The organism is Paenibacillus sp. NPDC101420 (assembly GCF_050277435.1).
Classification (GTDB): Bacteria; Bacillota; Bacilli; order Paenibacillales; family Paenibacillaceae; genus Paenibacillus_AQ.
Genome location: NZ_JBNNSE010000005.1, coordinates 149,782 through 167,609 on the forward strand (window position 1 = coordinate 149,782; position 17,828 = coordinate 167,609).

The window sequence follows — 17,828 nt, forward strand, 5'->3', positions numbered from 1 at the left end:
ACCTTTATTCCAAAGGCTAATCTGTTTGGTAAAGGTCTTTTTTATATAAAATTGGTTAAAATGGTAAGGTAAGTATCTTTTAGTAGATATTTGCATAAGAAAAGGGAGGACAACAGTAATGGATTGGGGATTATTATTAGAGTACGGCTGGGTATTACTAGTTCTTGTAGCACTTGAAGGACTACTAGCCGCAGATAACGCACTGGTATTGGCAATTATGGTTAAACACCTTCCTGATGAGGAAAGAAAAAAAGCACTATTCTACGGATTAGCCGGAGCCTTCGTGTTCCGCTTCGGTTCACTATTTGTCATCTCTTACCTGGTTGATATTTGGCAAGTACAAGCCATCGGCGCACTTTATTTACTGTTTATCGCGGGGAACCATATCTTCCGAAAACTATTAATCAAGAAGCCCGTTACGGATGAAGCAGCTGAAAGTGGTACAGACGGCGCAGTCAACAAAAAGAAATCCAGCTTTTGGTTTACTGTCTTTAAAGTAGAAGTTGCTGACATCGCCTTCGCGGTGGATTCCATCCTAGCCGCAGTTGCACTTGCGGTTGCACTACCTGCAAGTGGTCTTCCAAAAATCGGAGGCCTTGACGGTGGACAATTCCTCGTCATCTTTGCCGGCGGATTTATCGGATTGGTCATTATGCGTTTTGCAGCTTCCTTCTTCGTTAAGCTGCTTCACACCCGTCCAGGTCTTGAAATTGCAGCCTTCTTCATCGTAGGCTGGGTCGGCGTTAAGCTCGCAGTCATTACCTTGGCACACCCTTCACTTGGTGTTCTTTCCGAGGATTTCGCGCATAGTACCATTTGGAAGGTTACCTTCTATGTTGTACTCGTGCTCATCGCTGCAATCGGTTGGTTTATGAGCAGCAAGGTAGAAGAGAACGCTAACGAGAATCCAGTTAAAGAAGTAGATAAACAGCTCCATTAATTGTATTTGAATAGCAAAAACAAATATAACCCGAAAGACACACCCCTTCTGTAAAGGTGTTTGTCTTTCGGGTTGTTTTCTTTTATTCCCTATTTTGCTCCTCATACAGAAAAGCCTGCTTCCACCATCAAATGGGAAGCAGGCTCTGCATTATATATTTTTATTGACCTATAATCTGATCAGTCTTACCTTGCAGTTCCACTAGCTTCATAATCACCGTAGCCGCCAGTGCTTTCGTTACCGTCTGCTGCGGATTAAACTTGCCGTTATCATCCTTTAGGATTCCCAATTTCACAACAAGAGCCACTGCACCCTTATTGTTTATAGATGCACTATCACTGAACTGACTTACCGTTACATCTTTATCAAGATAGACTGTGAGTTTGTTGTATTTCAAAAAATTAGCCAGCTGAACAGCAAGCTGTTCCCGGGTTAACTTACTATCAATTTGCAGGCTTTGATCCTTGTTGATCCACTTACGATCTGCTGCATAAGTAACAACATCATAATATGAATTCTCAGGCTTCACACCTGCCACAGTTTTCCGTTCATTATTAGCAATATAACTGCTGAAATTCGGATTAGAAGCCTTGGCAAGATAGGTTAACCAATCGCCAACTGTTATTTCTTGATCTGGGTTTACTTTACCATCGGCATCCGGAGTAATCACATGATATTTTACTAATTCTGATAATGGTTGTTCTGCTGCATGACCTTTGATATCCGTTGCAGATATTTGAGCATCTTGCTGACCGAGGTAATCATAGACCGCAACCCATTTACCAGTGGCTGCATCTAAAACCTGATATAATCCATTAGATTCATCAAAAGTTGTATCATATACCAGCTTCACCTTTGGCGCGGCATAGCTATTATAACTATAGTATCCTCCAACCTGAGTGTATCTTAGCTTAGTCTGATATTTAGGTTTATAACTTTCGAGCGCTTCCTTCTTGGAAATTGTAGCCTTCGGCGATAGTGTAATTTCATCGATACCGTCTATCCGATTCCCCATGTAAGAAATCAGTCTGCCGTAAAGATCCAAGCTTACCGTAAGGTTACTGTCACTCACAGGAATCCCTTGATGATATCTAATAAACTGATATCTAAATCCTGTTCCGTCTGAAGTCACGCTTGAGTTATCTCCATATTCTAAAAGCTTTAGCTTCTGGCTCGCCTGAGGATACAGGCTATTAATTATACTAAGTACTTTAGTCTTAGCTTCAGCCTCACTAAGCTTCTTCCCTCCAGTAGGAGCCGGTTCTTCCTTCTTATTATCCTGAGTAGCACCATATGTTTGAATCTGGTACTGTAATATTTCACCGGTCTTTGCATCGATCTCAGCAGAGGATTGTTCTGGAAAGCCAGCACCAATGTAACGTTCATTTCCACTAGCACTACCCCAATATAACTGCCAGATCTTCCGATTCGTATCCTGATAGTCATTTCTTAAGCTTTGAGAGATCAATTTACGATCTGCTGGAATATATGCAACCTTCTTTACAAGCTGTTCCGCTTCTTTTGCAGTAAGCTCTGTAGTTGAAGTTCTTGCTTGAAAGACATCCTTACCCTTTGCTACATCTGAATACACGACTGGGGTAGATGCGTATTCTTTTCCTTCATAATCTATTCTCTTGCCCGTCAATGCATCGATAGGATATAGAGACTGATCCACTGGACGCCAGCCTAGGATCCAGTTGTTAGGTTTTCCGTTCTTATAAATAGGAGTGAAAAAAAGGCCTACATCAAACTGTTCCGCAAATTGCTTCTGTGCTTGCTCCAAGGTAATCTTGGGCTGTGCAGACGGATACTCAAGCCCTTGAGAAAACTTAGTGAATTGAATTACATTACCGTTGCCATCCACAGCTATGTTAATGTTATCCGATCCAGAAGGAAGACCATTCTTCATGACACTGAAGTAATAGCTGTATTGAACAGGACCGAATAAAGTGTTCGAAAAATAATTATAACCAGCATTCTCATTTAATTGCAGATCACTGCTCTTAACCGATGTGGCTGCCTTAGCCACAAAAGCCTTGGCGATCTCCAGTGCCTGAGGCTGCGATATTTTCGGAGGATAATAGGATTCGTTATTCTCACGTGGGTATGAAATATACGTACTAATGATATCTCCACTAATGGCATCTACCTCACTGCTAAAGCCATATCCCATACTCCCCTCTTGAATCTGCCACTGAATATTCCAGATCATTTGATTGGCTGGAGGGGGGTAGCTTTGGTTAGATCCCAGTTGAACATTGTTTACCGTTGCATCTTTTAGGGATGGGAATAGTTCTCTTAGCTTCGCAATCGCTTGCTCCTGCGTGAATTTCACTTTTGTAAGATCTGCATCAGAGTTCGTTGTAGTCACCGGTGCTTGTGCGCTAACCTGTGTTACCGTAGTGTTACTACTAACAGATGTAGAATCGGCTGCGGCCAAGCCAGGGGGTAATAATAACGCGAGCGCCACTGAAGTAATCAATACCGTTTTAGCTGTCTGATGAACAAAGTGAGTATTATTGCTTTTCAAAAGAATTCATCCTCCTCTAACACGTGATTCATAACATTATACAGATAATTACTTATATTTTCCATATTTAATTAACGACAGGAAATTACAAGGTTTATGTAATGCATCCTATATAAGCTATAATGGTAGGCAGCTACAGCTTAATCATCTATGAAAGGGGGCCATTCACATCACTGATTGGAACCTTCAGCCGCTTATAGACGGTATTACTGGCCTAGAAATTCGCAGTTGTCTAATCGTTCAACATGGAAAACCTATACTGGAGCATTATCGTGAGCCTGAAATCGCTAAAGAGCTAGGTAAAATAAACTCATGCACCAAAAGCGTGCTCGCCGCCTTAGTCAGCATAGCCATAGATAAACAAATCGTTCCGCCACCTGATACACCTATTTCTCTATTTTTCCCTTTATTAAAAGAGGATCAAGATCAACGAAAAAGAGAAATCACTATCAGTCACTTATTAACAATGACAGCAGGCTTTAACTGGACAGAATTTGGGGGGCAAAATTCCTTTCCGACTATGACTAGAACCGCAGACTGGATAAAGTTTGTGCTCGCCCAGCCGCTATCTCATACGCCAGGCACTGAGATGAACTATAACTCCGGCTGCTCCCAGATTTTATCCGCTATCCTGCGTGAATGTTCTGGACAAGACGTTGCAGCATTTGCTGAAGATCAGCTATTTCAGCCGCTTGGCATCGAAAGCTATCGCTGGGACAGTGATCCACAAGGCATACATACTGGTGGGTTTGGCCTTTATATGATGCCTGAGGATATGCTGAAATTTGGTCTCCTTTATTTGCAAGAAGGGCGCTGGAAGGATCAACAGCTCATTCATTCGGGTACTGTTCAGAAGTCCACTCGCCCCTATGTCGCAGCCACGCTACCACAGAAGGGCTTCTACGGATGGCACTGGTGGGTATCATCATTCAATGCAGGTACGGAGCAGCAGCCAAAGGAGATCCCTTATTATTTTGCGCTTGGCTTCATGGGCCAGCATATTATTGTGGTTCCATCCTATGAGCTGGTTGCAGTCATTACTGCGGATAAATACAAGAAAGGCTCACCAGCTAATGTGTTCGGCCGATTTATCGTGCCAGCGCTTCTTGGGCAATAACGACAGGGGGATACCGCACACTCCCATTATGAAAGAAGGAAGCCGGGTTGCAATGACCCGGCTTCCTTCTTCAATTTATTCAGCTTCGATACAACGAAGCTCAAGTCGTTAATTTTGCATACACAGCAAAAAATAACACCATTTCTCCAATAATCAGGTAATTGGGTATAAGGAACAACAAATCTACTGCGAAAAAAACGCCAAGTAGACCTAATAATAACGCTAAATGAAACATCCCTAATCTTTGCTGTAAACGTCTGTATTTATGGAAGACCAACGAGGTAGAGAAGAAGTAGAGCAGGACCGATCCAAAAATAAAACATACCATAAATGTGTAATTTAATTGTTCTAAAAATAGCAATTGGATTGAAGCTGCAATCATGCTTAAGGATACATAAATAAATAAATGCCCATAAATTATGGTTTGCCCGGCAGTCTCTATGGTTTTGTCCACTTTCTTTTCAACATTATCAAAGTATTGCCACCACATAGCTATGATTAATAAAAAAGTTAATAATGCAAATAAAATAGATTGCCACGTCCAGTGGCTAGACTGTAGGACTGCAAGTATACTGACCACTGATTCACCAAGTAGAATGAGGGTAAACAACGAGAAACGCTCTAATAAATGATGAGTATTTATCGGGCTTTTCACCAAGTATTTCCGACCGATTAATGGAAGCAAAATGTCTACAGTAATTCCCGCATACAAAACTACATAACGTATCCAAGAGTCAAAGAAAAGTGATAAAGCAGAGATCACTAATCCAATCCAAAAACGACTTCCCAGATAACGGGCAGTGTCCTTTCTATCAGCTGCTTCATTCTTATTTACCGTAAGATATTGAATGGCAGTCATAGCTCTTAAGCCAACATAACCGATTAGAAATGGCATATAGTATTGATCAAAGTTAACCGATAAGCTGGCCGTCATGATTAATACAAAAAATAATTGTAGAATCAGAAATATTCGGTGTGAAAAGATGTCCTGTCCAAACCGATTTACAAAAAGCGATTGTCCCACCCAGGCCCACCAGATCGGAATGAATATTAAGATAAATTTAGATAAATATTCAAGTGGAATTGTACCCGCCTCTACATGCAACAAGACATGACTCGCTTTTGAAACTGCAGCCACAAAAAGCAGATCATAAAATAGCTCCAGCCAGGTAACTTTCTTCTCAGCAAAGGCTGCTGTGCCGTGCTCAAATCCCGATGTGCGCTTATTCATCGTTTTACTCCCTTAGTTTGGATGGGTATATTTAATACAGTTTATCGATTACTTATCCATCTTAACCGAATTGATATACTAATTTGAAGCCCCTTTGTTTCCACTCTAAAATCACACAAAAAAAGCTCCCCCTTGCCTAAAATCGACAAAGGAAAGCTATAGTTATATCTTCAACTATATTTAATTCCGCCACTTCATAAACTTGTAATCAAGATAATCAACAAGTAAGAAGAGGACAAACCCCACCAAGCTGAACAACATAATTCCCGCATACATCTCCGGATAATCCAGTCTTAACCAAGCATCCATAATGAAGAAGCCCATGCCATGCTCAGTTCCATAAATCTCCGTGAAAAAGAGTACAGATATCGCTGTTCCAAGTGAAATACGAATCGTACTCAGAATGACCGACAGTGCACCCGGCAGTGTCACATGCCAGAATTTCTGCACTGTACTTGCCCCTATACTCGTTAAGACATCATAGGTATTCTCAGGAATAGCCTTCACACCATCCCTAACGGAGATAATAATCTGGAACAAGAGAATCAGCATGATCATTAAGATTTTGGACGTTTCACCAAGTCCGAAGAATAGCATCACAACGGGAAGCAGGGCGATTTTGGGAACAGGATAGGTCAAGTAGACCACAGGGTCAAGCAGCTTATTCCAGGTCAGCGAACGTCCCATCAGAAGACCAATGAGCAGTCCAATGATTAACGCCAGCACTACACCTGCAAAAATTCTGAACAAGCTATACCCTACATTTAAAGCAATCTCCTGACCACCTAAGTGAAACATAGCGTTATATACCGCGAATGGACTCGGCAAAATCGAATGATTCATAAGCAAATAGGCAATATACCAAACCACATTCATACAAAAGAACACAAACAACAGTCTTATTATGTGATGAATCCGATTTTTTCTCACCATATCTCCTGCATTACCTTTCTGATTCGCTTAGTCTGCTCAAAGAAATCTACACTGTCCCGCTTATCCTCATGCTTCATCTGAAACACTAATTGATTATCGATCATTTCCGGAGCTTCTTTTTTATTAGACGGCATAACAATAATTTTCTGCCCCAGCAGAATAGCTTCTTCCACATCATGGGTAACAAATAAGGTAGTCGCCGGATGCGCTAACCAGTTATCCAAAAAGAGAATCTGTAGCGTTTCCCTAGTAATCGCATCCAGTGCGGAGAATGGCTCGTCCAGCAGTAAAATAGTGGGCAAAATGGCGAACGCTCTGGCGATTGCCACTCTTTGCTGCTGTCCTCCACTAAGAGAAAGAGGATAACGATCAGCTAAATCAGAGATTCCCATCGATGACAGCCACTGATTAATCTGATTCTCCCGTTCTTGCTTGGAAGTGCTCGCAGTATGCGAGATTTTCATCGCGATTTGAATATTATCATGTACAGTCTTCCATGGAAGAAGCCCGTAGTTTTGCGGTACCAGGCCGATCAGAGTTTCTTTATCATGCACGGATTTTTCATTAAAAAGAATTTGCCCCATATAGCTTGGCAGCAAGCCCGCAATCGCCCGTAATAAAGTTGATTTTCCGCTGCCAGAGGGTCCGATGATCGTGTAAATCCCATGTTCCGGTAAAGATAGATCCATCTTTCCTAAGGCCAGTTGACCTGTCTTGTACTCTACTTTAAGACCCTTAATGACGAGTCCCTTATTTTTTGAATTGGACATCAGAAATCACATCTTCAGCCGAGATATTTTTGCTAAGCAAACCTTTTTCCCGTGCCCATGCAAATGCGGCTTCTACTTCTTTCACATCCACTTGATTGGCAGGGACATAATCAGGTACCTTGATCTCATCTTTCAACGTTTCTGGATAACCAACTTCTTTGATCACAAGATCGATATATTCGGATTGATCATGAGATTTCATATACGCTACAGCCTCGTCATAAGCAGCATACATGTTGCGAATCGCATCTGCCTTAGCATCAATAGCGGTTTGTGGGAAAGCCAGTACAAATGGATTCACTCCCGCTGTATGCGTGGAGCTAAGCACGCGCAAGCCTGAAGCTTTACCCATAGTTACAAATGGTTCAGGCAAAATAGCTGCATCCGCCTTATTGTTCTTAAGCAATTCTAAACGGGTAGGGATTTGCGGAACCTCAGTTACCGTAATATCATCTTCCGTTAAACCCGCTTGTTTCAGCATCATCGCCACAGTATATTGTGTGGAAGTGTTTTTGGACAAAATCACGGTTTTGCCTTTCAGATCCTTCACATCTTGGATGGCGTCATTCCCAGTCAATAAATCGAATTCACCAAAAGTTGTGCTAGTGATCTTCACATCCAGCCCGGCTTCATTGTAGATAGAAATTGCAACCAAATCAGCACTGATCCCCTCTAACTTGCCTGCTTGAAAGGCGACATCACGGTCTTTTGCACTCTTGAACGTTTGGATATCTAGGTTCACTCCATGCTTCTTATCAAAACCTTGCTCATGAGCAATTACAAAAGGAATCGCATCAATCGAAGGCAGTAAGCCAAGCGACAAAGTAACAGCTTCTTTTGAGGCCTCTGCTGCGTTACCCTCTGTCGATGCTGTATTCGTGTTATTCTTTGAACCACAACCTACTGCAATTACAGCGACGACAACGACCATCATCGACAACATCAACATTCTTTTTAATGCTTTTTTCTTCATAAAACTCTCCTACCTCCATTAATCTTTCTATAGTAGACATGCCCCTATTCTTTGCAATCTGCAAAAGAGCATGCAAAAAGCCCTTAAGCTGTTCCAGAACGCTTCAGGTAGTGTAATTTTACATCAGTCATCACAGCTTGTATATTCATAAATTTAAATAGTTATATTTATCACATACTAAGATGCAAAAAATCCGAATCAGCCCACAGAGAATCTCTCTGTAAGCTGAGCTTTCAGACATATCCTAGTCTAAGGACATATGTTGCTTCAGAATCTTCAGTCCAGTGTCCAGCTCATCCAATGAGGATGACGACGATAAGGCTACACGTACATACTTGTCCGGTGTGCTGGCACCACTAAGAAACCAATCGGAATGGAATATTCGAACGCCTTGTTGTAACAGTTCTGACTCCAGTTCAGCGGCTGTACGGTATCCTGATAAGGGAATCCATTTAAAAAAACTTAAGGGGTGCCCTTCTGCTGCTGTTTGTGGAAAATATGTCGAAAATAGCTTGTTCGCAGCTTGGACCAGTTCTTTTTTATATGCGACAATCTCAGCAGCACTACCCGATACAATAAGCTCAGAAATAATCTCGGCATCTAGGGAGGATGTCTTCACATTAATATTGAAAATAGCCCGCTCAATTCTCTCTTTGAATTTCTCTCCAAATACGATATAAGCGATCCTAAGTCCAGAGCAAATAGATTTTGTCGTACTGCTAATATAGATGGTCTGATCAGGAAGCAATGAGTACATCGGTTGTTTGTATTCTTCTAAATGACCTGCCGTTAAGAACGCATGAATATCATCTTCTATGAGCAGCAAGTTATGTTTCTGGATAACGTTAGCAATATCACGCTTCCGCCCATCAGTCATCATAACGGTTGTAGGATTCGTACAAGAAGGCATCAGGAATATACCACGTATATCCAGCAGCTGGCACTGGTTATCCAGCACTTGCGGTAGCATTCCAGAGGCATCGCCTGGAATCGGAACAAGCTGAATACGATACATTCGGGCAAGCTCAATAAAATTAGAATAGGTGAATACATCAACGGCAATCCGTTGTCCAGGTTCGAAGAGAGCAAATAACGTAATGACCAACGCATTCAGTCCACCGGATGCAATTGCGATGTTATTGATATTTGCCTGTATCCCAAATGCTTGCATCCATGATAGGCCTGCCAGTTTATGATGTGGCATTCCTGTAGGATCATTGTAATTTAATAGTTCCTCTATATTGCCTCTATGCATAACCCTTCTTGCGACCTGAGCTACGATCGAGTTACTCTGCTCAAACGAAGCAACAAGCCCCAGATCAATACAGTCATGAGAAATTTTGTCCTTCGATATTGCTATCGAGCGCGTTGCATTCGTTGCCACAAAGGTACCACTTCCTGTAATAGCATAGATGAGTCCTTTAGCTTCGCATAGCTTATAAGCGCGTGTAATTGTTGTGAAATTAACATCTAAAAAATCCGCTAGCTCACGTTGAGGGGGAAGCTTCGTTCCGGGTACCAAAAGACCGCTAGCTATATCTTGTTCAAGCAATGAGGCTATGGAATGATAGATCGGACGCTTCAGAGTATGTCTGTCAGGTCGCCACGACATCGGGTAATTAACAAAAGAATTGATCGGCATATTGTCCTCCCACAAAATTGTAATCCATACAATTATACCGTTGATTGTATGGATTCGCACTGCTACAATGACATGGACATAAGCTAAGGGGTTGTAAGTAACATGCGTAACAATAACAAACTTTATGTAGCATTCCGCACCGCGGCTCCCGCTACCTTTCCCATTCTTGCCGCTTTTTTATTCTTGGGGATCGCCTACGGAATTTACATGAATGTATCAGGGTTTCATGTGATCTATACCTTTCTAATGAGCTCGCTTATTTATGCTGGATCGGTGGAATTTCTAACGGTTCACTTGTTATTAGGTGCTTATCATCCATTAAATGCATTATTGTTTGCTTTAATGGTTAATGCACGACATCTATTTTATGGCATATCTATGCTGGAGAAGTTTAAAGGTACGGGGCTGAAGAAGCTTTATTTGATTTTTGGTCTCTGTGATGAATCATTCACCATCAATTATTCCGCGAAGATCCCTGAAGGAGTGGATCGCGGTTGGTATATGTTCTTCGTCACGCTGCTAAATCATTGCTACTGGGTCGTAGGCGCTTGTATCGGGGGAGTATTCGGATCGATTTTTCACATGAATATGGAAGGTCTCGAATTTGTGATGACAGCACTATTCGTTGTTATCTTTATTGAGCAATGGAAGAGTGGATCGACCCATAGAAGTGCTCTAGTAGGCGTTGTTATCTCCATACTGTGCCTTATCATATTTGGACGTGACAGCTTCATGATCCCCGCAATGATCCTGATTATTGCAGCACTTACGATCACTCGTAAACAACAGGAACCGGTAGGTGAAACCGCATGACGATGTCTACTTTTCAGCAGATCATTACAATTGCCATGGTTGTGCTAGGCACGATGATGACACGTTTTATTCCGTTCATTATTTTCCCACCTGGACGTCCAACCCCAAAGTACATTCAATACCTAGGTAGAGTTCTTCCATCAGCAACGATTGGACTCCTTGTTATTTATAGCCTAAAGAACACTAACGTATTGTCCGGTAATCACGGATTACCGGAGCTAATATCCGTCGCAATCGTCGCGTTGCTTCATCTCTGGCGAAGAAATATGCTATTATCCATAGCATTCGGTACAATCGCTTATATGGTATTGATTCAGATATAAGAAATTTATGTAGGTCTTATCAACCGCACATATAACTACAATTATAACATTCACTTCCATTATATATCGATCATTCAAGACTACGATAATCCGCAAGAAGCTTGGAGCGGCTACAAAAAACTACACAAGCTTCATCCGACGCGTGAGTTGTATGTATTTCATACGAGCAGAAACGACGTTGAGGTTATAGAAGAATTTTTTTTAGGAGTGCGGCAACCGTCTTTGATACCGATGCATTAGCTGTAATAGGCATCCATATTGTTTTTATTAATGGACGAGCAAAACGAATGTATGGGGTTGGGGGGACTAGCGAAATTTGCTATGAGCAGCAGATTCCTGACATACTCGTTGAACATATTACTTTGACTGATTTACCAATTCAGCTTGGTTCGATACAAGAGCCTTATGGCTTTGATGGAATTGTTGGTATTGATTTTATGATAAGAGCTAAATGCAAGGTTGATTTTGACACCATGAATATCGATCTTAAACACTAAACCAAGCGATGACATCCATCAGTGGACAGCAATCGCTTGGTTTAGTTTTCCTCTACAACAAAAAACCTCTCCAAGCCTAATCAGCTCGACAACCGCTTGTGAACGGCCTTTAACTTTTAATTTCTGCATTATGTTGGAGATGTGATTGCGCATGGTTTTCTTGCTAATGAATCATTGACCCGCGATATCACGAGTCGTTTTAACTACACCTCATAGTTCACTACATAATTCTGCAGCTCTGTATTGTAAAAGCCTACACTATACTCAGTTACCTTGCCCAGCTCATCATAAGAATAACGAGTTCGCATCAGCAAGGGACACTTCTTATCAAGGAGCAATATCTCCTCTACATCAGGCGGAGGAACGGCAACGGAAAATTCATCACGCAGTTTCTCTAAGGAAACGCTCCGCTCTTCAAGCAGTTCATACAAGGACTGGGCATTTAAGTCCAGTAGATCCAAATCATCCATACCATTTACTAAATAATGCGTGTAATGAACGTATGGAATATCATTGAGACTATATATGCGTTCCAAGCGTATACAACGTTCGCCGAATAAACGAAAGGCTTCGCTTTCGACTTCATTATATACTCGCTCCGCCTTCAGCCATTGCTTCCGAATTTGGTGCCCTTCATCCACTAGAATTTCCGTGAATTTTTTCCACTTGGACAGCTTGGATGATGAGGTATTACGGATCACCTTCGTCCCCTTGCCGCTCCCCTTTTCCAGAAATCCTTCTTGGACGAGCTCCTGAATGGCACCGCGTACAGTGATCTTGCTGACATTGAATTCCTGCTCTAGCTGAGGCTCGGAAGGAATATTCAATCCAATAGGATAGACTCCGTGTAGAATCCGATCCTTTATAATATTTGCAATTTGCATATATAAGGGCTTATCTTTTCGGGACAAACTCAAGAGGTTCACTACCTTTCTACATCGCCTACGGATAGAGTCATAGCTCGAAGTATATCCGCTTCTGAAGCCATGGGAGTGTCGCCCTCGACAGTATGGGCTAACATACTAGCGGCAGCGGCAAACCGTACTGTCTGCTCAGGTGTAAATCCTGTTAGCTCGCCATGCACAATTCCGCTCGTATAGGCATCTCCAGCCCCTATTCTATCATAGACGAGAAATCTCAGCGTATCCGAAAAGAAGAAGCTCTGATTCTTATAAAGAAACCCACGCAGTGAATGTGAGTTGTCGCCATGAATACTGCGATGGGTGCCTGCGATCACCGAGATATCGTAATGCTTCGCAACTGCTGGAATCAGTTCGATCAGCTGCTCTTCACGTTCAGCTTGTTCAGTGCTGATCCCCAAGATAAAGATTGCGTCCTTCTCATTCATCATTACGATATCGGCCAGCTGCAGCATCTCCTCGTAATGCGGCTTCGCTTGTGAATAGCCTTCCGGTCCCCACAAGGACGGACGATAGTTGCAATCAAAGATCACAGTCCCACCCTGCTGCTTGACAGCTCTAGCCAAGGATTTCATATGATGACGTACACTATCGTTCATAGCCAGCGTAATGCCGCAGAAATGGATCACATCCAGACTTCGCGCAATCTCTTCATAATTATAAGTTTCCTCAGGAGCCGTATTGAAGCTACTCTCCAGACGATTGCTGTAAGTTACCTTGCTTGGACGTGCACCAAATCCGTTCTCCAAGAAATACAAGCCCAGATATTCTCCTCCTCGTATAACGAGGCTAGAAGAGATGCCCAGCTTCCGCAAATACGCGGCGGCGGCCTCTCCCAAGGAAGTAGTCGGCAAACGGGAAATCAAATAACCTTCATGCCCGAAGCGTGCCAGTGCAGCGCTGACATTAACCCCGGTACCAGAGAATGAATAGTTTAAGCTGTTTCCCTGGGATAGCAGCTGAACTCCCGGCACCTGCAGACGCATCATCACTTCTCCGAATGCCCCGATTCGTTTAGGCATATTTATCTGTCAGCCTCTTCATAATTCCAAGCAAATCACGCACATCCTGGGTCCGGGTCTGGCCCGATTCTTTATCGATAATGGATGAGTAGACATGCGGAATCACTTGTGGCACCCCTGCTTCAAGCGCAATCTCCAGAATAGCCTCGAAATTGTCCATATCAATTCCACCGGTTGGTTCGAGTGCGAACCCTGCCTCAGCACAGGCCTTAGCGACAGAGCGGTATTCCTCTTCACGGCTTAATCCCTCCATCGGGAAATATTTCAGTGCATTACCACCCATATCCCGAACAAGCGCAATTGCCGATGCTATAGGTACAATCGCCGCTTCACTCTGCGCAGCGCTGAAGACTCCTGTAGAAATATTCACATAACCAGCGTGACCAGAAGGGGCGATCATGCTGTTGATCCAACTGTCTTTCCCACCAAGATTAGCGCGTGTAGCTCCAACCACCGGGAATGCCTGGTTAATATGACTACCCGGATAATGCTTAGCAATCTCGGCCACAATTGCCGCTTGGCGATTATCTCCTGCACCTAGGCCAATGGATACCGCATCTTCAATCTCTTGACCATATTGCTTCATGGCTGTTACGGCTTCTTCTACCGACTTATAATCCTTAGAGAGCACACCGACCAGCACATATCCTTCCGCCGCTTCATAAATCTCTTTAGCATTAGCGATATCTTTAGCGAGTACATTTAATGCGGTGCGGCCCTTATAAAAACGTTGTGAAATCGTCATCTTATTGTCCCCCTATTAATTTATGAATGCTGTCTACAATCACGTGCAGATCATCCCCCAGAAGCGGCCGTGGATCAATATCGAAATATCCCTGCTTCACTCCATAATCGCGGGTATAGATCGCAATTTCGCCTTGCTGCAACCCCTCTACCAATTCTTTCGCCGTAATTCCGGCCTGCTGTGGATCAACCTGAACCCGGCCGCGATAGATGGCACGGCCCGCCTCGTCCTGCACAATGGTTACACGAATTCCCGGAAGATCATTCAACACCATCAATCCCTGCAAAGATGCTTTCTCGGTGTCACTCTTGTCTTCCTTGACCATGTATTCCTCTAGTGCTTGCAGCAGACCAAAGGAAGTTTCTTTACCAACCTTCATACTGCGTCCTATTCCATACAATTGGACCTTAACCCATTCCACATAATTACGTTTGCCGGCGATAATACCGGATGTAGGCCCTTCAATAGCTTTAGAACCACTATAAATCGCCAGGTCAGAGTATTTCACATATTTACAGAGGTCTTCTTCCGCTGCGGCATCTACGATTAGTGGAATGCCCCTACGTTTTGCGATCTCCCATGCTTCTTCGACGGATAACATATTCTTCTGCACCGCATGGTGGGACTTCACGTATAGAATGGCAGCCGTCTGCTCACAAATGGCATCCTCTATATGCTCGGCTCGGCCTTCATTCGCATAACCGACCTCAATTAGCTTCCCACCGCCTAGATAGACCATCGTTTCCACAGGAGCTCCGTACTGTACATTATGCCCCTTCAGAATGATGATTTCATTGCGTGGAATGGCTTCTTGGTGCAAACGTTCACTGCGGCGCCGATTGCCTTGGGTCACTAGCGCCGCAACGGACAATGCAATACCGCTGGAGGCTGAGTTAACGATAAGCGCTGCTTCAGCGCCGAGAATTCGTGCCGTGTAATCTCCGGCTTTATCCACCAGATCCGCTATTTCCACATAACTCTGTCCGCCTTGCTTCATCGCGTCCATCACTGTATCAGACGGAGCCGACACCCCCAGGATACTCATTCTGCCGCTTGCATTGATTACGCGTTTAAGCCCGTATTTCGCATTCAATGAATTCCCCACCTATAACCACTCCTTTTGCATGGATTACTTTATCCGTCATTCTTTCTTCTCCTTCAGAATCAACAAGCACTGCAGACTTATGCTGCAGGGTGAAGAGAGTCAAGTTTGAAGGATCTCCCACCTGAATTCGGCCCAACTCCGGCCTGCCCAGCCATTCCGCCGCATTGGAAGTAACCGCTGCCACAATCTCATCCAGAGCATAGCCCAAACATAGAAACTTGGAAAGTACATTAGACATGCTAAAGACAGGTCCCTTCATTCGGTTCACTCGATAGATATCCGTGCTAATCGTATTCAGTCCAATACCATTACGTTTAGCAGCCTCAGCTACCTTAAAAGAGAAGCTTGCTGTTCCATGTCCCACATCGAGATGAACTCCCCGTTCAATGGCCTCAGTCAGTACCTGAAGCGGCTGACCATCCGCAGCAAACAAATTATTCTCTTTTCCGTTGAGATAATGGGTCACGATATCCTTACGCTGCAAAAGGGGCATAACCTCTCTGATATCTGGCGGTGCTGAACCGATATGTACCATTAACGGCAACCCCGTCTCCATTGAAAGGCTTCGTGCGATATGCAGTGGTTCAATCCCGCTGGCACCCACAACGCTTTTGCTGATCCTAGCCTTTAATCCCACGATTATCTCCCCGTAGGTTCGGATGGATTGCAGGATCTTCTCCTTATCAATCCATTCCAAGTTGGACAATTCATCAATTCTTAGCAGTCCGATCCGCGAGATATTTAAGAAAGCCAGCACATTCGTCTTAGCCTGAGACGCGTCCAAAGCCAGATCACCTATCCGATCCGCCCCGCAGCTACCGGCATCGACTAGAGTGGTCACCCCTTGCCGGACACCGATCTCATCGATCTCGTCACCATACGGATCAAATTCGCGAAAGGCATGCACATGCATATCGATCCAGCCACTGGATACGTACGCGCCTGAACCTTCCCACTCCTGCTCCCCATGCGCCTCACCTGCCGGGGTGATCTCAGCGATCTTGCCATTTTCGATTACAATGTCGATCTCTTCTCCGCTTACCCGTTTCACCTGACGGAGCACGTATCTTTCATCCATTGTTCTCACCTTTTTCCATATAACATTATAATGTTTAAAATACCACGAATAGTGCATTAAGTAAATATAACGTTATAATGTTTATATATAAAAACTAAATCACCTTGTCGGATTAATAGGCATTTATTAGTTTGAATTTATAGCTTACGGAGCACTTGTTGTATTTTCCGCAGGGATTTTCAGTGGTTTGGCGAGTAAGAACTCTAGTGTTGGTGGAGGATTTTGCTTAGGTAGAACGTGTTACAGGGAAAACCTCCCTATAAATTAGATCACAGCTGTTATCTGAACAGGTTATACGGAATTTCTCCCTGTATATTTGCCAATTTCAATTAAAAACAGCCGGTTCAGCTGAATTATAGGGAACAATTCCCTATATTCTATCGATATGACCTTATATTATAGAATTACAAGGAGTTTTTCCCTATAATTCTAGTGTTTTGACCCTGATATAGAGAAATAGAAAGCTGCACATCCCTTGGCAGACGATGACCGTGTATTTCCACGAATCCATGAAAGTGATCTTTTTTCATTGTATAATCTCCTATGCAATAAAAAAGATGACTCCTTATGATTTCAGAAGTCATCTGCTTAGATTCTATGAACTTAATAACCCTACATGTATCTTAATAACAGCCTTCTTAATCTTCATGCCCGGTTGACCCATACCAGGTCTGTGTACATCATGCGGGAAAAAGACAGCGAACATCCCCGGCTTCAAAGTTAACAAAATTTCATCGGATGACGGAGGATAAAGTGCATAATCTGCTTCGGCATCGTAAGGCTTAGTAGCCTCGATCCCTTCTTGCAGAGGGGACCAACCGATCGTTTCTTCACCTTCGATCAGATAATGCACATCAATATAAGCCTCATGCTTTTCAGCAACCTGTTCCTCTAGCGACTTCGCCTCAAGCGCCATAATCGAAACGTATATCTCGTTACCGCGGATCTCGATTCGCCCAAGATCAGGTTCGTGTTGTAAGATGACTTTCAATTCCTCAATAGTCTCTACAATGACTGAATTCTCGTATCTGCTATGCTCTTCCCAAGATGACAATGAACCTAAGATCATAATGTCTGATTCTCCCCACATCTCAATTATCTTACAGAGGTTGTTCAAAAAGTCCGCTTTTGATCACGAAGTAGCCCAAGAAGCTTACTCGACATCGAATATTGAATTCAGGCGAAACTT

17 protein-coding genes and 1 pseudogene are annotated in these 17,828 nt (G+C 43.3%); 5 read left to right on the forward strand and 13 right to left on the reverse strand.

Annotated features, from left to right (window positions below; all coding sequences use genetic code 11):
• The first annotated feature begins 118 nt into the window (after window positions 1–118).
• Window positions 119–940, forward strand: coding sequence for a TerC family protein (locus tag ACQKMP_RS21000; protein WP_042191342.1), 822 nt, complete (start codon window positions 119–121; stop codon window positions 938–940).
• A gap of 160 nt (window positions 941–1,100) precedes the next feature.
• Here ACQKMP_RS21000 and ACQKMP_RS21005 read toward each other — a convergent pair whose 3' ends face one another.
• Window positions 1,101–3,470, reverse strand: coding sequence for a YcdB/YcdC domain-containing protein (locus tag ACQKMP_RS21005; RefSeq protein WP_427470822.1), 2,370 nt, complete (start codon window positions 3,468–3,470; stop codon window positions 1,101–1,103).
• 169 nt (window positions 3,471–3,639) lie between these two features.
• Between ACQKMP_RS21005 and ACQKMP_RS21010 the strand changes: the two genes are divergently transcribed.
• Window positions 3,640–4,587, forward strand: a complete 948-nt coding sequence (locus tag ACQKMP_RS21010; protein WP_427471194.1) for a serine hydrolase domain-containing protein — start codon at window positions 3,640–3,642, stop codon at window positions 4,585–4,587.
• A 100-nt stretch (window positions 4,588–4,687) separates the two neighbouring features.
• Here ACQKMP_RS21010 and ACQKMP_RS21015 read toward each other — a convergent pair whose 3' ends face one another.
• From ACQKMP_RS21015 to ACQKMP_RS21035, 5 genes are all read right to left on the reverse strand, one after another.
• The gene (locus ACQKMP_RS21015; RefSeq protein WP_427470823.1) at window positions 4,688–5,818 is read right to left on the reverse strand and encodes a low temperature requirement protein A; all 1,131 of its coding nucleotides are present in this window, start codon (window positions 5,816–5,818) and stop codon (window positions 4,688–4,690) included.
• A 180-nt stretch (window positions 5,819–5,998) separates the two neighbouring features.
• Window positions 5,999–6,751, reverse strand: a complete 753-nt coding sequence (locus ACQKMP_RS21020) for an ABC transporter permease (protein WP_042191349.1) — start codon at window positions 6,749–6,751, stop codon at window positions 5,999–6,001.
• Window positions 6,745–7,521 (reverse strand): ABC transporter ATP-binding protein, encoded by a 777-nt coding sequence (locus tag ACQKMP_RS21025; RefSeq protein WP_341129076.1) that lies wholly within the window; start codon window positions 7,519–7,521, stop codon window positions 6,745–6,747. The genes ACQKMP_RS21020 and ACQKMP_RS21025 overlap by 7 nt, the downstream gene beginning before the upstream one ends.
• Window positions 7,502–8,494, reverse strand: coding sequence for an ABC transporter substrate-binding protein (locus ACQKMP_RS21030; protein ID WP_427470825.1), 993 nt, complete (start codon window positions 8,492–8,494; stop codon window positions 7,502–7,504). Before ACQKMP_RS21030 ends, ACQKMP_RS21025 begins: the two co-directional genes overlap by 20 nt.
• Before the next feature lie 244 nt (window positions 8,495–8,738).
• Window positions 8,739–10,136 (reverse strand): PLP-dependent aminotransferase family protein, encoded by a 1,398-nt coding sequence (locus ACQKMP_RS21035; RefSeq protein ID WP_339266870.1) that lies wholly within the window; start codon window positions 10,134–10,136, stop codon window positions 8,739–8,741.
• A gap of 102 nt (window positions 10,137–10,238) precedes the next feature.
• Here ACQKMP_RS21035 and ACQKMP_RS21040 point away from each other — a divergent pair, with 102 nt between their 5' ends.
• The 3 genes from ACQKMP_RS21040 to ACQKMP_RS21050 all read left to right on the forward strand — a co-directional run bounded on the left by ACQKMP_RS21040 (window position 10,239) and on the right by ACQKMP_RS21050 (window position 11,769).
• A complete protein-coding gene (locus ACQKMP_RS21040; protein WP_427470827.1) occupies window positions 10,239–10,949 on the forward strand; it encodes an AzlC family ABC transporter permease in 711 nt (236 codons plus the stop codon).
• A complete protein-coding gene (locus ACQKMP_RS21045) occupies window positions 10,946–11,272 on the forward strand; it encodes a branched-chain amino acid transporter permease (protein ID WP_042191355.1) in 327 nt (108 codons plus the stop codon). The genes ACQKMP_RS21040 and ACQKMP_RS21045 overlap by 4 nt, the downstream gene beginning before the upstream one ends.
• A 287-nt stretch (window positions 11,273–11,559) precedes the next feature.
• Window positions 11,560–11,769, forward strand: coding sequence for a hypothetical protein (locus ACQKMP_RS21050; RefSeq protein WP_427470830.1), 210 nt, complete (start codon window positions 11,560–11,562; stop codon window positions 11,767–11,769).
• A gap of 18 nt (window positions 11,770–11,787) precedes the next feature.
• Here the strand turns inward: ACQKMP_RS21050 and ACQKMP_RS21055 are convergent.
• From ACQKMP_RS21055 to ACQKMP_RS21085, 7 genes and pseudogenes are all read right to left on the reverse strand, one after another.
• Window positions 11,788–11,970: pseudogene (locus ACQKMP_RS21055) on the reverse strand (LuxR C-terminal-related transcriptional regulator); the annotation flags it as partial.
• 2 nt (window positions 11,971–11,972) lie between these two features.
• Window positions 11,973–12,686, reverse strand: coding sequence for a GntR family transcriptional regulator (locus tag ACQKMP_RS21060; protein WP_341124246.1), 714 nt, complete (start codon window positions 12,684–12,686; stop codon window positions 11,973–11,975).
• 8 nt (window positions 12,687–12,694) lie between these two features.
• Window positions 12,695–13,711 carry a sugar kinase gene (locus tag ACQKMP_RS21065; protein ID WP_042191359.1) on the reverse strand — a complete coding sequence of 339 codons (1,017 nt, stop codon included), beginning with the start codon at window positions 13,709–13,711 and terminating at the stop codon, window positions 12,695–12,697.
• A complete protein-coding gene (gene dagF / locus ACQKMP_RS21070) occupies window positions 13,704–14,456 on the reverse strand; it encodes a 2-dehydro-3-deoxy-phosphogluconate aldolase (protein WP_339243357.1) in 753 nt (250 codons plus the stop codon). Before dagF ends, ACQKMP_RS21065 begins: the two co-directional genes overlap by 8 nt.
• Window position 14,457: 1 nt before the next feature.
• Entirely contained in the window at window positions 14,458–15,561 is a 1,104-nt protein-coding gene (locus tag ACQKMP_RS21075) for a DgaE family pyridoxal phosphate-dependent ammonia lyase (RefSeq protein WP_427470834.1), read from the reverse strand.
• On the reverse strand, window positions 15,527–16,639 hold the full coding sequence (locus ACQKMP_RS21080) for an amidohydrolase/deacetylase family metallohydrolase (RefSeq protein ID WP_427470836.1): 1,113 nt from the start codon (window positions 16,637–16,639) through the stop codon (window positions 15,527–15,529). The genes ACQKMP_RS21075 and ACQKMP_RS21080 overlap by 35 nt, the downstream gene beginning before the upstream one ends.
• A 595-nt stretch (window positions 16,640–17,234) precedes the next feature.
• Window positions 17,235–17,708 carry a YhcH/YjgK/YiaL family protein gene (locus ACQKMP_RS21085; protein WP_341129078.1) on the reverse strand — a complete coding sequence of 158 codons (474 nt, stop codon included), beginning with the start codon at window positions 17,706–17,708 and terminating at the stop codon, window positions 17,235–17,237.
• Between the last annotated feature and the right edge of the window lie 120 nt (window positions 17,709–17,828).

What these genes read in the sequence shown, in the direction of transcription:
- ACQKMP_RS21000 (WP_042191342.1), top strand. Translation starts at nt 119, where the DNA reads ATGGATTGGGGATTATTATTAGAGTACGGCTGGGTATTACTAGTTCTT.
- ACQKMP_RS21015 (WP_427470823.1), bottom strand. Translation starts at nt 5,818, where the DNA reads ATGAATAAGCGCACATCGGGATTTGAGCACGGCACAGCAGCCTTTGCT.
- ACQKMP_RS21020 (WP_042191349.1), bottom strand. Translation starts at nt 6,751, where the DNA reads ATGGTGAGAAAAAATCGGATTCATCACATAATAAGACTGTTGTTTGTG.
- ACQKMP_RS21025 (WP_341129076.1), bottom strand. Translation starts at nt 7,521, where the DNA reads ATGTCCAATTCAAAAAATAAGGGACTCGTCATTAAGGGTCTTAAAGTA.
- ACQKMP_RS21030 (WP_427470825.1), bottom strand. Translation starts at nt 8,494, where the DNA reads ATGAAGAAAAAAGCATTAAAAAGAATGTTGATGTTGTCGATGATGGTC.
- ACQKMP_RS21035 (WP_339266870.1), bottom strand. Translation starts at nt 10,136, where the DNA reads ATGCCGATCAATTCTTTTGTTAATTACCCGATGTCGTGGCGACCTGAC.
- ACQKMP_RS21040 (WP_427470827.1), top strand. Translation starts at nt 10,239, where the DNA reads ATGCGTAACAATAACAAACTTTATGTAGCATTCCGCACCGCGGCTCCC.
- ACQKMP_RS21045 (WP_042191355.1), top strand. Translation starts at nt 10,946, where the DNA reads ATGACGATGTCTACTTTTCAGCAGATCATTACAATTGCCATGGTTGTG.
- ACQKMP_RS21050 (WP_427470830.1), top strand. Translation starts at nt 11,560, where the DNA reads ATGTATGGGGTTGGGGGGACTAGCGAAATTTGCTATGAGCAGCAGATT.
- ACQKMP_RS21065 (WP_042191359.1), bottom strand. Translation starts at nt 13,711, where the DNA reads ATGCCTAAACGAATCGGGGCATTCGGAGAAGTGATGATGCGTCTGCAG.
- dagF (WP_339243357.1), bottom strand. Translation starts at nt 14,456, where the DNA reads ATGACGATTTCACAACGTTTTTATAAGGGCCGCACCGCATTAAATGTA.
- ACQKMP_RS21080 (WP_427470836.1), bottom strand. Translation starts at nt 16,639, where the DNA reads ATGGATGAAAGATACGTGCTCCGTCAGGTGAAACGGGTAAGCGGAGAA.
- ACQKMP_RS21085 (WP_341129078.1), bottom strand. Translation starts at nt 17,708, where the DNA reads ATGATCTTAGGTTCATTGTCATCTTGGGAAGAGCATAGCAGATACGAG.